A 21,778-nucleotide genomic window follows, 5' to 3' on the forward strand; every position below is an offset into this window, starting at 1 on the left:
GAATGTCTGTAGAGGTATTGGGATCAGCCAGCATCGAGTCCATTTTTGCGAATATGGACCAGATTGCAGAGCAATGTGGGGAGCAGTTTCCCTTGTTCAGACAGTCCTCATCCGAGCAATGGACCTTGTCGCGACGTGGCTCCTGGTTGGGGGGCTTCTGGGCGGGCTTGTGGTGGCGACGCGCCTTGATCAGCGGTCAGGAGCAGGATAGGGAGCAGGCGCTGAACTGGTGTCAGAAGCTGCAAGTCTGGCTGGAAGAGCCCAGCATCAATCGAAGCTTTGTGTTCTGGTATGGCTCCGGCCTGGGCAGCATCTGGCATGGGGATAGAGAGGCCGAAGCCCATGTCGATCAGGCTGCACAAGCTCTGCTGAACAGCTTTGATGCCTCCAGTGGCTTCTGGCCCTTGGGTTCCGGGATGGGGGGCGGGGAGGCGGGCAATCACATGTTGAATGTGGATGCTCTGGCTCCTACGCTTTTAGTGCTGGATGCGCAGGGTGGGCCGGTGGCGCGTCAGTTTGGGCAATGGCATGTGGATGCCTGCCTGCGTTATCTGCAAAAACGCAGCGGAGCCTGGCGCGATACGGTCTTGCTACGCGGGAACGATGTGTTGGCCGAGCAGGGCGCTGAAACCTGGCAACGAGGGCAGGCCTGGGCCATGTTGGGAATGGCAAGCGCAACGCGCTTGTATGACAGAAAGTCCTATGCTCAAGCAGCCCTGAATGCTTGTCGATATTGGCATGAGCGCTGGGGGAGGTTTGCACATGGCTTTTTGACGCAGAAATCTCCGTTAAGCCCGGTAGACCGTTCGGCCTGGGCGATTGCTTCTTTGGCTATGTATGAGCTGTCGCAGATTCTGCCGGAACAAGAATGGCTGCAGGAGCAATCGCGCCTGTATCTGGATGCCTTGCTGACTCCCGAGTTAATTGAGACCGGCCGTTTTGTGGGGCATCTTTATAAAGTTGCGCCGGGGCAGACTGAACTGGTGGAATCGGCATGCGCCAGCTTCTTTTTGCTGGAGGCTTTGCTGGCGCATTCGGCTTGATGCGCTTACAGGTCGGTTGCTTGCTTTACTGAATATGGGCATGGCGTGTCGATAACAAACAGGCCAAAACACAGAAATGGTTTTGGCCTGCTTTGCATTTGAGGAAGCAGCGTATCAGGAAATCTGTAAAGACCCGGTCGCACCCATCAGCAAGTCGATCACATCCGGCGCGGAAATGATTTCAAAGCGTGGGTCCATCTGCTCGGCGCTCAGGCCGTTATGCAGCATGCAGGACTTGCACACGGCCATGCGTCCACCTTGTTCCAGATATTTCTTCAACAGCTCTGCTGCCGGTTCAAAGGGGGCGCCAATACTGATGGGGTCGGCGGCACCGGGTACACCCAGCGCGACTCCTTCAGCCATCAGAATCAGGCAGGCGCTATGTCCCTTCTGAACCGCATTGACAGCCATGGTCAGGGCCACAGTTACTTTGTCGGGATTGCCCTGGGCATGGAACAGCGTCGATACAAAAGCAGCGGGTTTAGGCATCACAATTCTCCTTGTTTCGGTTCAAGACTTGAATTCATTGAATGCGGCAACGGCATTGGCCGCGTACATCACGGATGGACCACCGCCCATATAGATCGCAACCCCCAAGGCTTCATGTACTTCTTCCAGACTGGCTCCCATCTGCGCCAAGGCCTTGCTATGAAAGCCTATGCAGCCCTCGCAATGGGTGGCTACGCCAATTGCCAAGGCTATCAATTCTTTGGTTTTGGCATCAAGGGCACCGCCTGTCATGGCGGCCTTGCCCAGATCTCCAAACCCTTTCATCACGTCGGCTTGGGTCTGACGTAGCTGCGCCAGATTGCTGGAAATGCCTTTGGTCAGTTGCTTGTAGCTAGTTTCACTCATGCATGACTCCTGTCGTATTAACAAAAGCAAAGGAATGCTGAAATTGTTGACTGCATTAATTCAGTATATGCTAAATTAAGATCTATCTAAATTAATGCGCAAGAAAAGCTGGATAAACCATGATCCAAAGCAAATCCGACATCGAGCTGTTGCAAGAGAGCGCTGATCAAGCGGCCGCTTTGTTGCAGGCGGTGGGCAATCCCAAACGCCTGGTGATTCTGTGTCTCTTGATTCAGCAAGGCGAGATGAGTGTGGGAGCACTGAACGAGATGGTGGCGCTAAGCCCCTCGGCCCTGTCGCAGCATTTGGCGCGCATGCGCCAGGAAGGTTTGGTCAGCTACCGGCGCGAGGCGCAAACCCTGTATTACCGCATTGAGGACCCGAATGTCGCCACCTTGATTGGCACCTTGAAAGATATTTTCTGTCCCTGAGCCTGATGGCATCAGGGGCGGGGCGCATCGCCTGCAGGCCATCGCCCGACCCGTTTTCCCCTTGCTTCTTTGTTAAAAGGATTCGCCATGAAAAGCAATGTAGGTGGTTTGGATCGTATTGCTCGTATCGTTGTGGGTGTGGTGCTGATTGCGCTGGCAGTCACGAACGTCATCGGCTGGTGGGGCTGGCTGGGCCTGATTCCTCTGATCACGGGGCTGGTCGGTTTTTGCCCGCTGTACCCCATGCTGGGCCTGAGCACCTGCCCGCTGAAAAAGCGTCAATAGATCAGTCGCTATGGCCTGGTAGCGGGGCATTCCCGCCTGCTCCTTGAAAAGGTTCCTTGTGCTCAAGGAGCCTTTTTATCGCCTGAAAACCCGCCTTGTCTCGCGGATGCGTGGCGGCCAAAGCAAGGCGCTTGGCTGGCCTTTTCGCCAATGTATGATACAAATCTGTTCAATGTGGACATTGTTTAGGTGTATTTATGTCTGGCAACAACGCTGACACGGGCAAGAGCAAAAAGATTCTGATCATTGCTGGCCCGAACGGGGCAGGCAAGACGACGTTTGCGCGCTCTTTCCTCCCGGCCGAGGCGGAGGTGCTGCGTTTTATCAATGCAGATCTGATTGCTGCAGGTTTGTCGCCTTTTGCGCCAGAAAGCGCAGCCATCAAAGCGGGACGTTTGATGCTGGACGAATTGAAAGAAGCGGTTCGCCTGGGCGAGAGCTTCGCGCTGGAAACAACCTTGTCTGGCCAAGGCTATGTGCGTCATATCGAAAAATGGCAGGCGCAGGGCTATCGCGTCAGCTTGTATTTTTTAAGTCTGCCCGATGCGGATATGGCGATCGCGCGGGTGGCAGAACGGGTACGTCAGGGTGGCCATAACATCCCTGAACCCGTCATTCGTCGCCGCTTTGCGGCTGGCATGAAGAACTTCCTGCATCATTATCGGGATACCGTGGATGATTGGGTTTTGTACGATAACGCAGGCAGTGCGCCAGTCCTGTTGGAGTGGGGAGAGAAAGATGAATAAAGAAGATATTTCCAAAGCAAAAAACCCGGACTTGCGGGCTTCGTTGGCCGCCTTGGAGCGTGCAGCGCAGTCGGCACGTTTTGTGGCCATGCAAACCAATACCTCGGTGGTCTTGGTAGAGAACGGCAAGATGATCAAGCTCTCGGCAGAGCAACTGCGGCAGGAAGTCTGCAAGAGTTGATGACGCTGGGCTGCGATCGCGGTCCTGGCCTGCTCGCGCTGTACTTTTGTTGTTGCTGAACAGCTGGTTTTGTGAAGTGCTCAAGAGGGCGATGGGTCTTGTAGACAGGCCTGAGATGGCCGCATGAATATCCGTATAGCGCATGGGATCAGCCAGAAAGCAGGCTGGCAGACTAAGTAGTTACTCCAATCTGCCAGACATCCTTGTCGTCAAGATTGGCTTCAGACCATGCCCGCATCATGCTCCCTATCAGGGTACTGGCTCAAAGTCGCCAAAAACTCCGAAGGCGGATAAGCAAAGGTCTTTTTAAAGGCTACTGAATAAGCGCTCAAACTTTCATAGCCACTTTCCAGCGCCGCCTGCGTGATGGACCTGCCTTGCAGCAGAAACTGGATCGAGGCCATCAAGCGCATCTGTTGCCGCCATTTCCCCAGATTCATCCCCGTGCTTTTCAGAAAGCGCCGATGCAAGGTTTTCGGCGTCAAGGCGTATTGCTGCGCCACCTCATCCATCGTTTTTTGCTGGGCTGGCGAGCGCACCAGGTCTTCGCAAATCCGTCGCATCAATTCCTCTTGCGGCCAGGGCAAATGAAAAGGCAGGGGATGCAGCATGCGCAACTCTTCTATCAATAGCTGTCCCAGTAAGGCGTCTCGTAACGGTGGGTTCTCTTGCGGAATCACCCGCACCAGTGCTGCAATCAATTCACGCACCAGTGGTGTGACATGGATCACGCAATCGTGGTCCGGTAATTGTGCGGCCAGAATTTCATCAATAAATAAACCATGCACATTCACGGCAGTGGTGGCATTGAGCTGATGCGGCACGCCGGGTCGCAACCAGACGGCGGTGGTCGGGGGCACCAGCCACTGGCCGGTGTCGGCCTGTACCAGCAGCACCCCTTCCGTGGCATACAAAAGATGCCCCCGGTGGTGGCGATGGCGGGGCACTTCATGGCCGGCAGGGTAATGCTCGATTACCCCGCTGACCAGCAAGGGCGAGGTATCGGAGTGAGACAAGTCCAGTGCTCGCCCACCGCGTTCAGGGGATGCGTAGCCCATATTCAGGAATGTCCAAAAAAATAAAACAAATGACTATTTTTTGATAGAAGGCCAAGTGTCTTGCAGTCTAAAGTGCTTTTATCGTTTTCATCAAGCACTTTGGGATTGAACCTGTCGTGACTCATTTGCACTTGCTATCGCTAGGCCTACTAGCCCTGACATCCGGTCGGGGTCCGTACGCCTGTGTGTGCGAATGGTCCTATCCTGGTTTCCCCAGACCCCGACTGTAGCCAGCTCCTTGGAGTAGGGAAGCCAGGTATGTCATTCCCTATATTCGAGGTTCCCATGCTGACTGATCCTTCCCACAAATACCGTCCCTTTCCTGTCGTCAATTTGCCCGATCGCCAGTGGCCGCAGCGCACCCTGAGCCAAGCGCCCGTGTGGCTGTCTACCGATTTGCGCGACGGCAACCAGGCCCTGTTCGAACCCATGAATCGCGACCGCAAATTGCGCCTGTTTCAGGAGCTGGTCCGCATTGGTTTCAAGGAAATCGAGGTGGGTTTTCCGTCTGCCTCGCAAACCGATTTTGATATCGTCCGGCAACTGATTGACGAGGGCATGATCCCGAACGACGTCACGCCTATGGTCATTACCCAACTGCGTGAGGATTTGATTGAAACCACGGTACGCAGCGTGGCGGGCGCGCGTCGTGTGATTGTGCATTTCTACAATGCGATTGCCCCCGCTTTCCGGGAAATCGTCTTCAAGATGGAGGTGCCGCAAATCATCGAGATGGTGCGTCACCATGTGGAGCTGTTCAAGCGCCTGACGGCCAAGCACCCGGAAACGGAGTGGGTGCTGCAGTACTCACCTGAAACGTTCTGCATGGCAGAGCTGGAGGTGTCGCTGGCTGTCTGCAATGCGGCTATTGATGCCTGGGACGCGGGCCCAGCGCGGCCCATGATTATCAATCTGCCCACCACGGTGGAAGTGACGACAGCGAACGTCTTTGCTGATCAGATTGAATGGATGGATCGCCATTTGAATAGGCGCGAACATATCGTTCTGTCGGTACACCCGCATAATGATCGCGGAACGGGCGTTGCTTGCGCTGAACAAGCCATGCTGGCCGGCGCACAGCGTGTCGAGGGGTGTCTGTTTGGCAATGGCGAGCGCAGTGGCAATCTGGATGTGGTGACCTTGGCCCTGAATCTGTATACCCAGGGTATCTCTCCGAATCTGGATTTCTCTGACATCTCGGCAGTAGCGCGTATCGCGGAAGAGGCCACGTCCTTGCCCATTCACCCACGTCACCCGTATGTGGGCGATCTGGTCTTTACCGCCTTTTCCGGTTCCCATCAGGACGCGATTGCCAAGGGCTTTGCGGTGCAGAAAGAAGATGCCCCCTGGCGTGTACCTTATCTGCCAGTCGACCCCAAGGATTTGGGCCGCACCTACGACAGTATCGTGCGTGTCAACAGCCAGTCCGGCAAAGGAGGCATCGCTTTTCTGCTGCAACGCGACTACGGCATTGTGATGCCGCGCCGCATGCAGGTGGAGTTCAGTGCCATTGTTCAGCAGATTGCCGATTCCAGCGAAACGGAGCTGAACAGCCAGCAGATTTGGGAACTGTTTGAGACCACCTATCTGCAAGCCAATCAGCGCCAGGGGAACAACAGCTACCGAGCACATCGCCTGTTCGATGAGGCACAAGGGCTGCAGGGCATAGAGCTGCAATGCGTCAATGCCAATGGCGAGACTGAAATCTATACCGGAACGGGCAACGGTCCGATTGCGGCGACAGTGACGGCCTTGAACCTGCCTTTGCGTATCGATAGTTACGAGGAGCGCAGCCTGGGTTCAGGAGCAGACGCTTGCGCGATGGCGATGGTGGAAGCGGTCATGCCCGGTGTGCCTGGTTCGAAATTTGGTGTGGGCAAGCACGCGAATATCATTACGGCCAGTGTGATGGCGGTGATGAATGCGGCGGCACGTTTTGAGGAGGTCGAGGCTTAAGCAGCCATCAAGCTGCGGTGGGCCGCGCCAGCTTCTGTGTGTAATACAACGGCGCGGGCCACCTTTGACGGGTAAGTGGCTCTGAGTCACGGGGCGACTCTGCTCGAAGAATACTTCACATAGCGAGCGGATAAAACCGCATTCACGTCCCTGGCTTACGAAAAACGGACACTCTTTACATTCAAGTAAATGCGATCAAGCAGGCAGTTCGTCTTTTTGATCAACATTCTTGTCTGTGGGCAGGTCTAGATTCACCACCTGGCTTAACCAGCGTGCCACCACCTTCAGTTCATCCTCCGTAAAGCCGTCGGATAGTTGCTGATTCAAGTCCTGCAAGGTTGATTTGGCCTTGATGCTGGCTTCTTCTCCGGCGGGAGTCAGCGTCAGGCAAATCTTGCGCGTATCTACATCGTCCGTCAGGCGTTGAATCAGGCCTGCTGCCTGCATGCGCTTGGACAATCCTGTAATTGCAGCCGGAGCCACTTGCAAGGCGCTGGCCGCTTCTCCCACCGTGACCGAGCCTTGAGAGCGAATCAGGAACAGCATGCCAACTTGGGCCGCGCTGATATCTGTCCATGCCGAGGGCTGCTTCTGAATCCAGCGCTGCAAAGCCTTGTGAGCATGGTTCAACAAAAAGACAAAACGTGGCTGTGATTTCTGGCTCATTGTGGCGATGGCTGAATAGATATCGGTTAGACGTCAGGAATTCGATGCGGGGCCGGATTCGCTTTGTGCGATCAGCCAGTCGACCACTATAGGCCAAAGTGCCTCGGCGTTGCGTTTACGAAAGAAGCCCATGTGACCAATATGCGCCAAACCCAGCTGCTTGTGCTCTATTTGATGCCTTTCTATACGGGCCTTGCCTAGTGGTTCCAACAGCCTGGAAATAGCTTGCGGATTGGCCCAGGGGTCATCATCGAAACCCAGAATCAGCAAGGGAATATCGACCTGGCTAGCGCGTTTTTTGGCATCCAGCTGTGGATCGTCATAAAAATAATGAGGCTTTTGCGTCCAGCGGCTCCATTGCTGCATGACGCCACGTGGAAGGTCCTCGCCAAAGCCCAAACGCCGGGTCGGCATATAGCCGTAAAGGCCGCACAGTACGGGAGTAAGTACCCGCATGATCAGCCCCACCCGAAAGCGCTCCATGGGCTTTTCAATTAAAGCGGTAACCCCCGCATGTGACGCAATCATCACGGCAGCTTTCACGGAGCGAGTCGCGGGGGAGATAGCAATCGCATGGCCGCCAACGCTATGACCAACAGCCAACATGGGCAAGCCGTTAAAACGATGGGCGACCCAGTCTGTGACGTAAACCGCATCCTCCAGCATCCACTCGGACATGGAAACATCGCATTGGCGTATATCCTTCTGACGAGATCGGCCTATACCCCGGTAGTCGTAGCTCAGAACAATGAATCCCAGGCTGTTCAGATGTTCTGCAAAAGGACGATAGAAATCCTGTGGGACGCCGGTGGCGGGGTGAATGATGATGGACGCTTTGGCATCCGGAGCTGGCCATAAGGTCGCGCTGATCGGGTCTTTTCCAGCCTGCTGAATCGTCACCTGTTGCATGCTTGTCTCTAATTTTAGTTAACGTGTTAATGATATTAGAGTGGCTTCAGAAGTGAGTCAATCCGGGCCCAAAGGGGAAAGGGGTTGTTAGTGACGACAGTCAGACCTTACATTTCAGCGACCAACCCCTTGATCGCCTCGATATACCAAGCCTGATCGTTCATCCTGTGCGTCAAGATAATCGGTGAAGTCGCCTGCGGTTCTTCGATCAAGCGGTAGTGCAGATCGTTGCGCAGACGAGCCGAGGTTGGGATCAAGCACAAGCCAGAATCGGCAGCCACCAATCCCAAGGCCGCTTGAATTTCCCCGGCCTCATAAACTTCAGCTGGGCGCACGCTGTGATCGTGCAGCAGGTGCAGAACGTGGTCCGCGAAGCTGGGTCTGGGCTCTTTGGGATACACAATCAGCTTTTGCCCTTGCACTTTTTTCAGGCTCAATGGCTTGTCTGAATTGGCCAGATCCGAGCTGGGGGGAATGGCCAGGGCCAACTGCTCTTCCCGCAACACCGTTCTTTGTACGGATGCATCATTCAGTCGTATTCGCCCAAAACCCACATCAATTCGCCCGGACTTCAAGGCCTCCAGCTGCTGCATGGAGGTCAGCTCCACCGTTTGCATATCCACTTCCGGATATTGATGGCGCAGCTTGCGCATCAAAGCGGGCAGGCCGCCGTACAGGGTCGATGCCACAAAGCCTATTGACAGAGTTTGTCGTTGGTGCAGTCCGATTTGCCGTGTCGTATGCACCAGTTGATCGACCCGGCTCAAGATCTGCAAGGCCTGCTCATAAAATACCCGTCCGGCTTCGGTCAGCCGCAAGGGGCGGTTATTGCGCAGCAACAGTGTGACGCCCAGCTCCTCTTCCAGCAATTGGATCTGTCGGCTAAGCGGGGGCTGGGCCATGTGCAGGCGCTCCGAAGCCCGAGTGAAGTTGCGGGTTTCGGCAACGGCCACAAAATATTTGAGCTGACGTAGATCCATAAGGGAAAACCATACCTAGGCTGAATTGATGGTGTTTAGTTTCTTGATTTTTAATATTTATATCAGAAACTATACTCTAAAGGTATAGAACTAGACCTATTTAGTCTTGGAAATAACGGGCCTGCTTCGTGTTCAATCAAGGCATGGAACACACGCGATCTTCTCAACTATTAGCAGCTCCAGCCCTGATCGAAAGGGTGGAGACTTTGCTGCTGGATCTGCCTACGATCCGTCCTCATCAATTGGCGATGACGACCATGCAAGGCCAGACTTTGATGCTGGTGCGCTTGTACTGTTCGGACGGTACGGTGGGTGTAGGCGAGGGCACGACCATTGGTGGTCTGGCCTACGGTGCCGAGTCGCCCGAAGGTATGAAGCTGGCCATCGACACCTACTTCACTCCCTTGCTGCTGGGCGCCAATGCCAGCGCCGTGCCGGCTTTGATGGCTCGCTTGAACACGGCGATTCAGGATAACCGTTTTGCCAAGAGTGCGGTAGAAACCGCGCTGTTTGATGCCCTGGGCAAGCGCACCGGTCTGCCGGTTTCGCACCTGCTGGGTGGCCGCATGCGCGACAGCCTGCCTGTTGCCTGGACACTGGCCTCGGGTGACACCGCCAAGGATATTGATGAAGCCGAGCGCATGCTGGCGCAGGCTCGTCACCGTATTTTTAAACTCAAGATTGGTCGCCGCCCGGTAAAGGACGATGTGGCGCACGTAGCGGCTATCAAGAAAGCGATGGGTGATCGCGCCGATGTTCGCGTGGATGTGAACATGGCCTGGAGCCCCTTGCAGGCCCAGTACGGTATGGCTGGCCTGGTCGATGCCGGGTGCTCGCTGGTGGAGCAGCCAGTGCGTCGTGCTGATGCTCTGGCCGATCTGAAAGGTCGTTTCCCGATTGCCTTGATGGCCGATGAATCCCTGACCGGCCCGGCCTCCGCCTTTGCACTGGCTCGTGATGGCGCCGCCGACGTGTTCGCGATCAAGATTGAACAGTCCGGTGGTTTGCGTGCAGGTTTGCAAGTAGCAGCGATTGCCGAAGCCGCTGGTATTGAATTGTATGGTGGCACCATGCTGGAAGGCGCGATCGGCACGATTGCCGCAGCCCATGTGTTTGCCACAGTGAACCAATTGCAGTGGGGCACGGAACTGTTCGGGCCCTTGCTCTTGACCGAGGAAATCCTGGCAGAGCCACTGAATTACAGCAATTTTGAATTACAGATACCTCAAGGGCCGGGTTTGGGTATCGTACTGGACGAGGATCGTGTCCAGTATTTCCGCCGCGACAGGACACAAGTCAGTGTTGGCTCGGCTGCCTAGGCGCAATAAGAAGCCAGTCGTAGCGGCTTTGCTTGGAACACTTTTTTCAGGATATTAGGAGACACAGAATGAGCGTTAAAATTTTTGACACCCCCGATGTACAAGACTTCCTGCGTTTGGCCTCTGGCCTGGATCAGCCCGGTGGCAATCCACGCGTCAAGCAGATCATGTACCGCATCATCAGCGATCTGTTCAAGACCATTGAAGATCTGGAAATCACCAACGACGAGTACTGGGCAGCCGTGGCTTACCTGAACCGTCTGGGTACGGCCAGCGAGGCTGGTTTGCTGTCTCCCGGTCTGGGCTTTGACCGTTTCCTGGACATGCGCATGGACGCCATGGACAAGGAACTGGGTCTGGACAACGGTACGCCACGCACCATTGAAGGTCCTTTGTACGTGTCGGGCGCTCCTGTGGCGCAAGGTTTTGTTCGCCTGGATGACGGTTCCGATACCGCTGGCGAAACCCTGATCATGCACGGCGTCGTGGCTGGTGCGGACGGCAAGCCTATTGCGGGTGCTCAGGTTGAAGTCTGGCATGCCAATACCAAAGGCTTTTACTCGCACTTTGACCCCACCGGCGAGCAACAGCCCTTCAATATGCGCCGCACCATCATTACCGATGAAAACGGTCGCTACAAGTTCCAGAGCATTGTGCCCAAGGGCTACGGCTGTCCTCCGGATGGTCCTACCCAAGGCCTGCTGAACGAGCTGGGCCGCCACGGTAACCGTCCTGCGCACATTCACTTCTTTGTGACGGCTCCTGGCCACCGCAAGCTGACCACGCAGATCAATATCGATGGCGACCCGCTGGTGTATGACGACTTCGCCTACGCTACTCGCGATGGTCTGGTGCCACCGCTGACCGAGCACACGGATCCTGCCCGCATCGCTGCCGAAAACCTGGATGGTCCTTTTGCAGAGATCGTGTTTGATATTTCCTTGACCCCCTTGGTCGATGGCAAGGACAACCAGATCGTGAATCGTCCACGTCTGGCTGCCTAAGTCTTGCTTCGGTCCAGGGCCTGTGTTTGCCAAGTCAAACCAGGCCTTGGACTGACTTGTTTTTGCTGTGCCTGACGTAAGGGCTGAGCCCATCCGTAGCGTCAGTGCTTTATACGGAGAACGGAGTGATCGATAAACAGGTAAGCAGTGTTGCACAGGCTTTGCATGATGTGCAGGACGGCGCCACGATTCTGGTCGGTGGTTTTGGAACGGCTGGCATACCCACAGAGTTGATCGACGGTCTGATCGAGCAAGGTGCTCGCGACCTGACTATCGTCAACAACAATGCGGGTAATGGCGATGTGGGGCTGGCGGCTTTGCTTAAAACAGGCCGGGTTCGCAAAATTATTTGCAGCTTCCCCCGTCAGGCTGATTCCTGGGTATTTGATGACTTGTATCGCAGCGGCAAGATCGAGCTGGAGTTGGTGCCTCAAGGCAATCTGGCCGAACGATTGCGCGCCGCCGGTGCGGGTATCGGTGGCTTTTTCTGCCCGACAGGCTATGGCACAGAACTGGCCAAGGGCAAGGAAACACGTTTGATCAATGGTCGCTGGCATGTCTATGAAGAGCCCATTCATGGAGATGTCGCCCTGATCAAGGCCGAGCGGGGGGACCGTTGGGGGAATTTGACCTACCGCATGGCGGCGCGCAACTTTGGTCCGGTCATGGCGACCGCAGCTCGTACCACCATTGCCAGTGTGTTTGAGCTGGCGGAACTGGGTCAACTGGACCCCGAAACCATTGTGACGCCCGGCATTCATGTGCGTCGCGTCGTGGTGGTGCCACGCAGTCGCACAGAAGCAGGTGGGTTCAAGGCATGAACGGACAGAGCATGAAGGGGGACAGCATGACGCTCAATTATCAGCGCCGCAGTAAAGACGAATTGGCGCAGCGCGTCGCCCAGGACATCCATGACGGCGCCTATGTGAATCTGGGTATTGGCATGCCAACTCTGGTAGCCAACCATTTGCCCGCTGGTGTGGAAGTGGTACTGCACAGCGAGAACGGTATCCTGGGCATGGGCCCGGCACCGGCCGCCGGGCAGGAAGATTACGATTTGATCAATGCGGGCAAGCAAGCGGTGACGCTGCTGCCCGGTGGCGCGTTTTTCCATCATGCCGACAGCTTTGGCATGATGCGTGGCGGCCATCTGGATATTTGTGTGCTGGGCGCTTTCCAAGTGTCGGCAACCGGCGATCTGGCCAACTGGAGCACGGGTGAGCCCGGCGCGATTCCCGCCGTAGGCGGTGCCATGGATCTGGCCATTGGCGCGAAACAGACCTGGGTCATGATGGATGTGCTGACCAAGCAAGGCGTCAGCAAGCTGGTTGAACAATGCAGCTACCCCTTGACCGGCCTGGCTTGCGTGAAGCGCGTATATACCGATTTGGCCACCCTGGCTTGCACGCCAGAAGGTTTGCAACTGATTGATCTGGTGCCTGGTTTGACGCATGAAGCGCTGGAAGAAATGATTGGTTTGCCCATTGCCGCGGCAAAGCAGGGAGAGGGCCAATGACGGTCAGCCCCAGCGCCTTGAATACCGAGCGGGGCATGTTCCGCGTCAGCGTGGAAGGTGATCCGCTGGCCCCGGCCCTGATTCTGAGCAACTCCCTGGGCACCACGCAAGAGATGTGGGACCCGCAGGTGGCAGGTTTCGCCCAGTCCTATCGTCTGATCCGTTATGACACCCGTGGTCATGGCGGCAGTCCGGTCACGCCTGGCCCATACCGCTTCAAGGATTTGGGGCGTGATGTGCTGGCGATTCTGGATGCGCTGGATATTGAGCGCGCTGCGTTTTGTGGTCTGTCCATGGGTGGTCACACCGGCTTGTGGTTGGGGGTGAATGCCCCGGAGCGTTTGAATGCGCTGATCGTGTGTAATAGCGCTGCCAAGATTGGTACCGCTCAAGCCTGGCAGGAACGCGCCGAAGCCTTGCGTCAAGGCGGCGCCGCTCAGATGCGTACTTTGGCGGATTCGGCGCCTTCGCGCTGGTTTGGTGAAGCCTTTATCCAGCAATCGCCGGAGCTGGTAAAAGCGATGCAGGATAGTTTGGCCAAGCTGGACCCGCTGGGTTACGCCGCCTGCTGCGATGCCTTGGCCGAGTCGGATCTGCGTGATCAGATCAGCCGTATTTCGGCACCGACCCTGCTGGTCGCTGGCCAATGGGACCCGGTCACCACGGTGGCCGATGCCCAGGCCATGCAAGCCAATATTCCTGGCTCCAAAGTGGCGGTCGTACCGGCCTCGCATCTGTCCAATCTGGAAGCGCCCGAAGCCTTCGAGCGTGCCGTACTGAATTTTTTAGCCCAGGCCTGAGTGCCCGAGCGCTTGTTTTTAGAAAGGAACACCATGCTTTATCTGGTTCACATGATTGTTGATATCCCTGACTCCCTGCCAGCCGAAGAGGCTGCCCGTATCAAGGCTGAAGAAAAAGCCTACTCGCAGGATCTGCAACGCTCGGGCAAGTGGCCGCATATCTGGCGCGTGGTGGGTCAGTACGCCAACTACAGCGTATTCGATGTAGAGAGCAATGAAGAGCTGCACAATCTGCTCAGTGCCTTGCCCTTGTTCCCTTACATGCAGATTTCCGTGACTCCCTTGGCGACGCACCCGTCGGCCATTTAAGTTTCAGGGGCAGTTAAAAGGGCCCCCACGCTCCGCCTTTGGCTTGCGCTCCGCCTCGCGGGCTGCATGCCGCTCGGATTCGCCAGGCACACAGCAGTCCGCAATGGACTACTGTGTGTCCCGGCTCATCCCCGAGGGAGCGCTTTTTACCGGGGGCGCCGAGCCTTAGGGCGGCCCGGCAGTAAAAAACTCAGGCTGCGATCCCAGCGCAGCCTGAGCACCGAGTAAAGTTGAGAATTCAAACAAAAAGACTGGGGAGACAAAACGATGGGATTGAAAAGTGGATCGGCGTCGGTCTGGGTGGCCGGATTTTTGTCGGTGTTGATCGCCTATGCCGGTCCTTTGCTGATCTTTATTCAGGCCGCACAAGTGGGCCGAATTGCAGACGCGGAGTTGATCTCCTGGATTTGGGCGATTTCCATAGGCGCTGGTTTGAGCGGTTTGCTCCTGAGCGCGTATTTGAAGCTGCCCATCATTACAGCCTGGTCCGCACCGGGAACGGCTTTGCTGCTGACTCTGTTTCCAGGCATCACCATGCCTGAAGTGGTGGGGGCGTATCTTAGCGCTGCCTTGATTATCGTCGTCATTGGTCTGACAGGCGGTTTTGAAAAGATTCTTTCCTTCATCCCCAAGGGCATTGCTGCGGGCATGATGGCCGGTATTTTGCTCCAGTTCGGTATGGCGGCGTTCAAGTCCAGCAGCGACATGCCCGCCATCGTATTGGTGATGTTGGCGGTGTACTTGCTGGGCAAGCGTTTTTTGTCGCGTTACGCGATTGTGCTGGTGGCCTTGTCCGGATTTGTGATGGCCATGGCCAGCGGGCAAGTGCATATGGAAGCGTTCCAGCTGGAGCTGGCCAGTCCGGTGTGGGTCAGCCCCGAATTCAATATCGCGACCTTGTTGAGCCTGACCTTGCCCTTGGTGCTGGTCAGTTTGACGGGGCAGTATCTGCCCGGCATGGCGGTCTTGCAGTTGGCGGGTTACCCCACGCCATCACGCCCCGTGTTGGCTGGCACCGGTTTGGCCTCGATGTTGGTGGCCTGTTTTGGGGGCATCACCATTGTGCTGTCGTCCATTACCGCCGCTTTGTGTACGGGCAAGGATGCCCATCCTGATCCCGACAAGCGCTATGTGGCTGGTATTGCCAATGGCGTGTTTTATCTATTGGGCGGCACCTTTGCCGGCTCGATTGTGTATTTATTTACGGCTTTGCCCGCCTCCTTGATTGCAGCCCTGGCGGGTCTGGCGTTGATAGGGGCCATTGTGGCCAATGTGCGGGTGATGGTCAGTGAAAGCGGCTATATCGAGCCGTCTGTCATCACATTTTTAACCACCGCATCAGGTATGAGCTTGTTTGGACTGGGCGCTGCATTTTGGGGCGTGGTGTTTGGCTTGGTGGCTTATCGCCTGCTTGGGTCCAAACATAAGTGAAACAAAAGGAAGAGACTATGAATCAGTTGGCACTATCCCTTGATCAAGTATTGGAGCCTGTGTTGGCCGTGTTGCCACAGCGCCGCTGGGATCTGGATCGTTTGCGCGTTCTCTTGCAATTGAACGTGCCGCCAACGGTGACCGTAGTCGGTAAATACAATCACGGCAAAAGTCGTCTGCTCAATGAGTTGATGGGCAGTGATGTTTTCAATGTGGCTGATCGCCGTGAAACTGTCGCATTGGCCGAGCATGTCCATGAAGGGGTGCGCTGGCTGGATGCGCCCGGTCTGTACGCAGACGTGGCCTTGCAGGACGATGCTCTGGCACGTGAAGCCATGGGTTTGCAGGCGGATATTCGTCTGTTCGTCCACGCGGCCAAAGAGGGCGAGCTGGACGCGCTGGAAAGCAATTTGCTGCAAGAGCTGGCCGCAGACCATCAGCGTTCGCAGCGTCAGAACCTGATGGTCATCAGCCAGATTGACCAGTTGGCCGATGACGAGCAGCAAGAAAAAGTCCTGGGCGCGATTGCGCAACAGTGTTCCGGCATGACACTGCACCCCGTGTCCAGCACCCGCTATCGCCAAGGCCGTGATGGTGGCAAGCAGCGCATGCTGGAGAAAAGCGGAATTCCCGCTTTGCAGGCTTCTTTGGAAGCGGCCTTGAAACGTGTGCCGCAAGCCCGCGAGTTCGAGCGTGAAGCCTTGTTGACCGAGCTGACGCAAGAACTGAACGCCTTGCAGCAAACGCAAGAGCAAAGCCTGCATAGCCTGCAGCAGACGCAAAAGCAGCAGCACATTGATTTTGTGGACGGTCTGCGCACGATTCTGGAAGGCATCGAGAAGGATCTGGAGCCGGTAGTCAATGCCCCCGGCGTGGATCATTCCCTGGTGCCGGATACCTTCGAGTTTGGTTTCAAGATGACGGCAGGCAAGCAAGAGCGTGCCCGTTTGCAGATTGCCTATTCACGTGCGTGTATTGCGATCAATGGGCATCTGGTGGAATACGGTGCCGTAGGCTTGCCAGCGGCCCAACGTACCTCGGTGCGCAGCATGGATACCGTCATGATTGCGGTGATGGGTGTGTCGGTGAAGTACCGAGATGATCTGCGTCGTATTTTCTGCGAGCAGGCGGGTCGCGACAAGCTGGTTCAGGATTTCACCCATTATTTTGAAGTCTCGGATGGCCGTGTTGCTTTGGAGAAGCAGATCGAGGCGACTGAAAATCAGCTTGAGCAAACGCGTCAGGCTTTGGAGGGTCTGTCCACATTGGAGCATGCGTAATGTCGGTGGAAAGCACGTTTATCAAGGCGGTTGCGCAGCTCAATCCTGCCAGTCAGGATATGCAGCCCGCTATTGCCAAGATGGAGCAGTGGCTGGCGGATTTGGGCCAGACGACCGTGGCGCAAGCCTTGTCCTGCACGGCTTTGGCCGAGCAGGGGGCATTGGCGCACAGTGCTCGACAACTGAATCAGCAGTTGCAGGAACAAAAAGAGGCCTGGGCGGCTTCCTGGTCTGCATTGGCACCCGCGCAGGAGTTGGCGGATCGTTTCCGCGATCGCATTATGTTGCTGGTGTTTGGCTCCTTTAATGCCGGTAAAAGCTCCTTGTGTAATTTCCTGGCGGACCGCTTTCGTCGTCAGGGTCATAGCGTGGATTTCTTCCGTCTGGCCGATGGGCAGATGCAGCCCATGCCTGAAGGTTTCCAGGAAGGGGCAACAGAAACCACGGTCGCCTTGCAAGGGGTGTGTCTGGGCGAGAAGCTGGTGTTGCTGGATACCCCCGGTTTGCACTCGGCCAATGCGCATAACGCTGCTTTGACACAGCAGTTTCTGGAAAGCACGGATGCGCTCTTGTGGCTGAGCAGCTCCAGCGCACCGGGGCAGGTTCAGGAACTGGGCGATTTGCTGGTGGAACTGCGCCGCAACAAACCCTTGTTGCCGGTAATCACCCGCAGCGATCGCATCGAGGAAGATGAGATCGACGACGAGATCGTCAAAGTGCTTTGCAACAAGACGGCCGATAACCGCCAGTTGCAGGAAGAGGACGTGATGACGCGGGCAGCGCAGGCGCTGAGCCATTGGGGTCTGAGCAATGAGTTGCTCAAACCGGCCGTTTCCCTGTCCGTGCATATGGCGCGCAGCCAGCAGGACGAAGAGCAGGGCTTGGAGCAAGCGGGTTTCGAGCGCTTGTATCTGGCAGTGCAGAACCTGCTGAAACCTGCCTTGGCATACAAGCAGCGTAAACCTGCCGAGCTGCAATTGCACCATATAGAAGAAGTGATTCTGAGTCCCTTGACGCAAACGCTGGAGCAGGCCGCTACCCAATTGCGTCAGCGTATTGAAGAGCAAACGCTGGTACTGCAAGGAGCCGTGCAAGCTCTGACAGAAGGCACCTGGCGGCGAGTGGTGCCCCAATTGCCCGAAGTACTGGAAAAACATGCCGCCCAGCAAGATGTTGCCGCTGTGCGTACCGAACTTGGCCAGAACTTGAGAGAGGCGTTTGCCGAGTTAAGCCAGACTATCCTGGCGAATTTCCAGTTGATGCAGCCTGACGTGCCGACACTGAATCTGCCTGCGCATATTGGCTATGAAGTGTTCCAGGAGCAGGGGGAAGGGCAAGCGCCGTTGATCGACTACAACCGTCTGTACATGAGCTTGAGTGATGGGGTGATGAATAGTGCCCAGGAGCTGGCGGAACAGGTCGTGGAGCAGGCTGAGCAAAGTCTGGAACAGCTCCAGCAAGAGCTGATTCAATTGGAAAATGCTGTGGCTGAACAGGCCCAGGCTTTGGAGGCAATCAAGCATCAATTGCATACTGCCTGAGCTAGTATTCATTCGGTTTTGCATCGCCATGCAAAGCGCAGATAACAGGCTGGATGGCTGTCAAACCCCAAGCTGATTTCATGGATTGTGGCTTATTTGTTGAAATGCTAATGAGAATTGTTAGCATTTCGATATTTATGTTTTAAATCGAAGATGAAGTCGCTATGATGGTTTGTACAGCATCCATGCCTTTGCAAGAGCCGTTTTACGGCTCTTTGCGTCTGTATCAGGCAAACCTGGATTGCGTAATTTTCTGGGGGCGCACGGCTATGAAACCGAAAACAAGCCACTACTTTTCACCCAATAAGGGAAGCTCGCCTAACTGGCGCCAACACCTGCGCCTGTGGGTTGGACTCATCATCTCCATGGGGGGCGTCTGGGCGCTCTGTCATCAGTTCTGGCTGTACGCACAAGATCACCCGGTGGTCTTGCAGGCCCTGGTGGGCGGCTCCATCGCGGCACTGGCCACAGCACTGGGCACCGTGCCCGTCATGTTTTCTCAAACCATGTCGCAGCGTACGCAAGATACGCTGTATGGCTTTGGGGCGGGGGTGATGCTGGCCGCTTGTGCTTTCTCGCTGGTTCTGCCGGGCCTGGAAGCGGCACAGAACCAGCAAGTGTTTGGCGGTGGTGCCTGGGGCGCGGGCTCCGCCGTGGGCCTGTCCATCTTGTTGGGGGCTGCAGCCTTGATGCTGCTTGATCGCATCCTGCCGCACGAACACTTCATCAAAGGGCGTGAAGGTCCTGGCAGTACGACGTCCACCAAGCTGCGCCGTACCTGGCTGTTTGTGATCGCCATTACGCTGCACAACTTCCCGGAAGGTCTGGCCATTGGCGTGGGCTATGTGGGCAATGAAGGGGTGCGTGCCAATGCGTTGGCTACGGGTATTGCCATTCAGGACGTGCCTGAAGGTTTGGTGGTGGCACTGGCCTTGCTGGCTGCCGGTTACAGCCGTACTTTCTCCGTCGTTTTGGGCATGGCCAGTGGCTTGGTTGAGCCGGTCGGGGCGGTGCTGGGTGCGGTGGCCGTCAGCAGCTCGCTGGTGCTTCTGCCTTTTGGTCTGGGCTTTGCAGCGGGTGCCATGCTGTTTGTCATCAGCCACGAGATCATTCCCGAATCGCACCGGCAAGGACATGAAACCTTTGCAACCGGCGGTTTGATGATCGGTTTTGTCTTGATGATGTTGCTGGATACGGCCTTGGGATAAGCAAGTCCACGCGGAGAAATAGCCTGAACAAGCTTGTCTTGTTTCAGGCTATTTTTTTGGTTTTGGCTGTAGACCCGCGCATGAATGCCTGGCAAGGCTGTGCCCGACAAGGTTTTTGCTCCATAGCTGCTGAACCCTGCATGGCCACAGCACAGCAAGCAGTCCAAACATCAGCCCATAAAGACCTATACTAAGGCCCCTGTTCGGGGCAGTCCCGTACTTGTTTTTTTATCCCGCCTCGTCAGAGCACCTTTTGTCTGCCCAGGCGCTTCTTTGGCAGTGATTTCCAGCATGTTACGCATAGACAATCTCAGTAAAAACTATGGCGACTACCCCGTTTTCAAGGGGCTGACTCATACATTTAAGCCTGGCTGCGTGGCGCTCTGTGAAGAAGACAGTACCGGCAAATCTACCTTGCTGAACATCATTGCAGGCTTGCTCGAGCCGGACACGGGGGAAGTGTGGATAGATGGGCAGTCGCTAATGAAAACACCCCGACAAGCCCGCGCTCGTATGGCTTATGTACCCGACAACTGCATGCTGTTTCCGTCCCAGACGGGCCGTGAACTGCTGGCGCAAATCGCCGCAGAAAAGAACACCCGCGTGGATGATAATGCGCTGGATTTCGCCTACCGATTAGGGTTGGAGCCACACTTGGATAAGCGCTTCGAGCAGATGTCGACAGGCACGCGCCGCAAGGTTTTTCTGACGGCGGCGGCTTTGGGTGACCCGGCTGTGATTCTTGCCGATGGCCCTAGCAATGGCCTGGATACGCAAGCTCGTGCTGCTTTGGCTGAACAATTCGAGATCTGGTCACAAGACCGTGTTGTGCTGTTCGCTAGCTACGATGCCGAATTGGTTGAGGCTTGTGGAGCAGAAGTAATCAATGTTGCCGAGTTAGTTTAGGTCTTGGGTGTGGCCGCCATCTATAAGTAAATCAGCTTTAAGAAAGAGGCAGAGAACGCTTTGGAAAAAGAGCGTCCTCTGCCTCTTTTGCCGTGAGTGTTCCCTGATCAGCCCATAAATTCGGCAATCCTACGGATTCTTTCCGCCGTTCAGATCCCTACTATGGTTCTGCCAAACAAACCAAAAGAAAGGAGACGACATGGCAACAGGATATATTTGGAACACTCTTTACGGCTGGGTAGATACGGGGACGGGCAGTCTTGCCTCGGCCAATCTGGGGGCCCGTTTACAACCGATCAGCCACCACTTGGCCCATCCCGATACGAAGCGCCGCTTTCACGAGCTGGTTTGCGCCTCCGGGCAAATTGATCATCTGACCAGCATCCAGGCCAAGCCTGCACGCGACAAGGATATTTTGCGTGTGCATACGGCAGAGCATCTGGAAAACATGAAGCGTGTCAGTGCCTTGCCAACCGGCGGCGACACCGGCGACGGCATCACCACCATGGGTAATGGCGGCCTTGAAATTGCCATGCTTTCTGCCGGTGGCGCCATTGAGATGGTCAAGAAAGTGGTCAGTCGTGAAGTCAGTAATGGCTACGCACTGGTAAACCCACCCGGCCACCACGCACCCCGTGCTGGTGCGATGGGTTTTTGCATTTTTAATAACACCTCGGTGGCCGCGGCGTACGCTCGCGAAGAACTGGGCCTGGATCGTGTCGCGATTCTGGATTGGGACGTGCATCACGGTAATGGTACGCAGGATATCTGGTGGAATGACCCTTCGGTTCTGACTATTTCCCTGCACCAGCATCTATGCTTCCCGGCCAATAGCGGTTTTACGACTGAGCGCGGCGAGGGCGAAGGCTTGGGCTACAACCTGAATATCCCATTGCCTCCTGGCGGTGGGAATGCCGCCTACCTCTATGCCATGGAAAAAGTGGTACTGCCTGCGCTGCGCGCCTATAAACCGCAGCTGATTATCGTGGGCTCGGGCTTTGATGCCAGCATGATGGACCCGCTGGCACGCATGATGGTGACGGCTTCCGGTTTCCGTCAGATGGCACGTCAAATTATCGACTGCGCCGAGGAAGTGTGTGAAGGTCGTATCGCTTTTGTGCAGGAAGGGGGGTACAGCCCGCATTACTTGCCATTCTGCGGTCAGGCTGTCATCGAGGAGCTGACCGGTGTACGTACGCTGGCTGATCCTTACGCGGACTTTCTGGGCGGGATGGGCGGCGATACGCTACTGGATGCGGAACGTGCTTGCGTGGACGAAGCCGCAGGCTTGTTGAGCGGTCTACGCTAATACGCCGTGATGTTCATGGTTTGAACGCTACCCCGGACCTTGTCG

24 protein-coding genes are annotated in these 21,778 nt (G+C 55.9%); 18 read left to right on the forward strand and 6 right to left on the reverse strand.

Annotated features, from left to right (window positions below):
* The first annotated feature begins 2 nt into the window (after positions 1 to 2).
* A complete protein-coding gene (locus WFM49_RS06315) occupies positions 3 to 1,043 on the forward strand; it encodes a hypothetical protein (RefSeq protein ID WP_336972354.1) in 1,041 nt (346 codons plus the stop codon).
* A gap of 114 nt (positions 1,044 to 1,157) precedes the next feature.
* On the opposite strand, the gene WFM49_RS06320 is transcribed toward WFM49_RS06315, so the two are convergent.
* Both WFM49_RS06320 and WFM49_RS06325 read right to left on the reverse strand, forming a co-directional pair.
* Positions 1,158 to 1,532: a DsrE family protein gene (locus WFM49_RS06320; RefSeq protein WP_336972356.1), complete on the reverse strand. Its 375-nt coding sequence runs from the start codon at positions 1,530 to 1,532 to the stop codon at positions 1,158 to 1,160.
* A 21-nt stretch (positions 1,533 to 1,553) separates the two neighbouring features.
* Positions 1,554 to 1,898, reverse strand: a complete 345-nt coding sequence (locus tag WFM49_RS06325; RefSeq protein WP_336972358.1) for a carboxymuconolactone decarboxylase family protein — start codon at positions 1,896 to 1,898, stop codon at positions 1,554 to 1,556.
* 119 nt (positions 1,899 to 2,017) lie between these two features.
* Here WFM49_RS06325 and WFM49_RS06330 point away from each other — a divergent pair, with 119 nt between their 5' ends.
* The 4 genes from WFM49_RS06330 to WFM49_RS06345 all read left to right on the forward strand — a co-directional run bounded on the left by WFM49_RS06330 (position 2,018) and on the right by WFM49_RS06345 (position 3,541).
* On the forward strand, positions 2,018 to 2,329 hold the full coding sequence (locus WFM49_RS06330; RefSeq protein ID WP_009454586.1) for an ArsR/SmtB family transcription factor: 312 nt from the start codon (positions 2,018 to 2,020) through the stop codon (positions 2,327 to 2,329).
* A gap of 87 nt (positions 2,330 to 2,416) precedes the next feature.
* Positions 2,417 to 2,614 carry a YgaP family membrane protein gene (locus tag WFM49_RS06335; protein WP_009454584.1) on the forward strand — a complete coding sequence of 66 codons (198 nt, stop codon included), beginning with the start codon at positions 2,417 to 2,419 and terminating at the stop codon, positions 2,612 to 2,614.
* 197 nt (positions 2,615 to 2,811) lie between these two features.
* Positions 2,812 to 3,360, forward strand: coding sequence for a zeta toxin family protein (locus WFM49_RS06340; protein WP_336972363.1), 549 nt, complete (start codon positions 2,812 to 2,814; stop codon positions 3,358 to 3,360).
* Complete coding sequence (locus WFM49_RS06345) at positions 3,353 to 3,541, forward strand: hypothetical protein (RefSeq protein ID WP_009454580.1); 189 nt, start codon at positions 3,353 to 3,355, stop codon at positions 3,539 to 3,541. Before WFM49_RS06340 ends, WFM49_RS06345 begins: the two co-directional genes overlap by 8 nt.
* 221 nt (positions 3,542 to 3,762) lie before the next feature.
* Here the strand turns inward: WFM49_RS06345 and WFM49_RS06350 are convergent, their stop codons facing one another.
* Positions 3,763 to 4,599: an AraC family transcriptional regulator gene (locus WFM49_RS06350; protein ID WP_336972365.1), complete on the reverse strand. Its 837-nt coding sequence runs from the start codon at positions 4,597 to 4,599 to the stop codon at positions 3,763 to 3,765.
* Positions 4,600 to 4,884: 285 nt separating this feature from the next.
* On the opposite strand from WFM49_RS06350, the gene WFM49_RS06355 reads away from it, so the two are divergent.
* Entirely contained in the window at positions 4,885 to 6,555 is a 1,671-nt protein-coding gene (locus WFM49_RS06355; RefSeq protein WP_336972503.1) for a 2-isopropylmalate synthase, read from the forward strand.
* Positions 6,556 to 6,750: 195 nt separating this feature from the next.
* Here WFM49_RS06355 and WFM49_RS06360 read toward each other — a convergent pair whose 3' ends face one another.
* From WFM49_RS06360 to WFM49_RS06370, 3 genes are all read right to left on the reverse strand, one after another.
* The gene (locus WFM49_RS06360) at positions 6,751 to 7,221 is read right to left on the reverse strand and encodes a MarR family winged helix-turn-helix transcriptional regulator (protein ID WP_009454574.1); all 471 of its coding nucleotides are present in this window, start codon (positions 7,219 to 7,221) and stop codon (positions 6,751 to 6,753) included.
* A 33-nt stretch (positions 7,222 to 7,254) separates the two neighbouring features.
* Complete coding sequence (locus tag WFM49_RS06365; protein ID WP_336972368.1) at positions 7,255 to 8,130, reverse strand: alpha/beta hydrolase family protein; 876 nt, start codon at positions 8,128 to 8,130, stop codon at positions 7,255 to 7,257.
* 107 nt (positions 8,131 to 8,237) lie between these two features.
* Entirely contained in the window at positions 8,238 to 9,110 is an 873-nt protein-coding gene (locus WFM49_RS06370; protein ID WP_060185892.1) for a LysR family transcriptional regulator, read from the reverse strand.
* Between the two features lie 143 nt (positions 9,111 to 9,253).
* Here WFM49_RS06370 and WFM49_RS06375 point away from each other — a divergent pair, with 143 nt between their 5' ends.
* The 12 genes from WFM49_RS06375 (at position 9,254) to WFM49_RS06430 (ending at position 21,733) form a co-directional block, all read left to right on the forward strand.
* The gene (locus WFM49_RS06375; RefSeq protein ID WP_026482747.1) at positions 9,254 to 10,429 is read left to right on the forward strand and encodes a muconate/chloromuconate family cycloisomerase; all 1,176 of its coding nucleotides are present in this window, start codon (positions 9,254 to 9,256) and stop codon (positions 10,427 to 10,429) included.
* 68 nt (positions 10,430 to 10,497) lie between these two features.
* Positions 10,498 to 11,433 carry a catechol 1,2-dioxygenase gene (gene catA / locus WFM49_RS06380; protein WP_009454566.1) on the forward strand — a complete coding sequence of 312 codons (936 nt, stop codon included), beginning with the start codon at positions 10,498 to 10,500 and terminating at the stop codon, positions 11,431 to 11,433.
* Between the two features lie 125 nt (positions 11,434 to 11,558).
* The gene (locus tag WFM49_RS06385; RefSeq protein WP_009454565.1) at positions 11,559 to 12,254 is read left to right on the forward strand and encodes a 3-oxoacid CoA-transferase subunit A; all 696 of its coding nucleotides are present in this window, start codon (positions 11,559 to 11,561) and stop codon (positions 12,252 to 12,254) included.
* A gap of 26 nt (positions 12,255 to 12,280) precedes the next feature.
* Positions 12,281 to 12,949, forward strand: a complete 669-nt coding sequence (locus WFM49_RS06390) for a 3-oxoacid CoA-transferase subunit B (RefSeq protein WP_035268747.1) — start codon at positions 12,281 to 12,283, stop codon at positions 12,947 to 12,949.
* Positions 12,946 to 13,749, forward strand: a complete 804-nt coding sequence (gene pcaD, locus WFM49_RS06395; RefSeq protein ID WP_009454561.1) for a 3-oxoadipate enol-lactonase — start codon at positions 12,946 to 12,948, stop codon at positions 13,747 to 13,749. The genes WFM49_RS06390 and pcaD overlap by 4 nt, the downstream gene beginning before the upstream one ends.
* Positions 13,750 to 13,782: 33 nt before the next feature.
* The gene (gene catC, locus WFM49_RS06400) at positions 13,783 to 14,058 is read left to right on the forward strand and encodes a muconolactone Delta-isomerase (RefSeq protein WP_009454559.1); all 276 of its coding nucleotides are present in this window, start codon (positions 13,783 to 13,785) and stop codon (positions 14,056 to 14,058) included.
* Between the two features lie 267 nt (positions 14,059 to 14,325).
* Positions 14,326 to 15,489: a benzoate/H(+) symporter BenE family transporter gene (locus WFM49_RS06405; RefSeq protein WP_336972374.1), complete on the forward strand. Its 1,164-nt coding sequence runs from the start codon at positions 14,326 to 14,328 to the stop codon at positions 15,487 to 15,489.
* A gap of 17 nt (positions 15,490 to 15,506) precedes the next feature.
* Positions 15,507 to 16,769: a GTPase gene (locus WFM49_RS06410; RefSeq protein WP_336972376.1), complete on the forward strand. Its 1,263-nt coding sequence runs from the start codon at positions 15,507 to 15,509 to the stop codon at positions 16,767 to 16,769.
* Entirely contained in the window at positions 16,769 to 18,310 is a 1,542-nt protein-coding gene (locus WFM49_RS06415) for a GTPase (protein WP_336972378.1), read from the forward strand. Before WFM49_RS06410 ends, WFM49_RS06415 begins: the two co-directional genes overlap by 1 nt.
* 365 nt (positions 18,311 to 18,675) lie before the next feature.
* Entirely contained in the window at positions 18,676 to 19,518 is an 843-nt protein-coding gene (locus tag WFM49_RS06420) for a ZIP family metal transporter (RefSeq protein WP_371477530.1), read from the forward strand.
* 291 nt (positions 19,519 to 19,809) lie between these two features.
* Positions 19,810 to 20,424: an ATP-binding cassette domain-containing protein gene (locus tag WFM49_RS06425; RefSeq protein ID WP_060186075.1), complete on the forward strand. Its 615-nt coding sequence runs from the start codon at positions 19,810 to 19,812 to the stop codon at positions 20,422 to 20,424.
* A gap of 199 nt (positions 20,425 to 20,623) precedes the next feature.
* Positions 20,624 to 21,733: a class II histone deacetylase gene (locus WFM49_RS06430; RefSeq protein ID WP_009454546.1), complete on the forward strand. Its 1,110-nt coding sequence runs from the start codon at positions 20,624 to 20,626 to the stop codon at positions 21,731 to 21,733.
* Positions 21,734 to 21,778: the final 45 nt, after the last annotated feature.

Origin of the sequence: Alcaligenes sp. PF14 (assembly GCF_037150615.1) — a bacterium.
In the GTDB taxonomy this organism is placed as follows: domain Bacteria; phylum Pseudomonadota; class Gammaproteobacteria; order Burkholderiales; family Burkholderiaceae_B; genus Alcaligenes; species Alcaligenes phenolicus.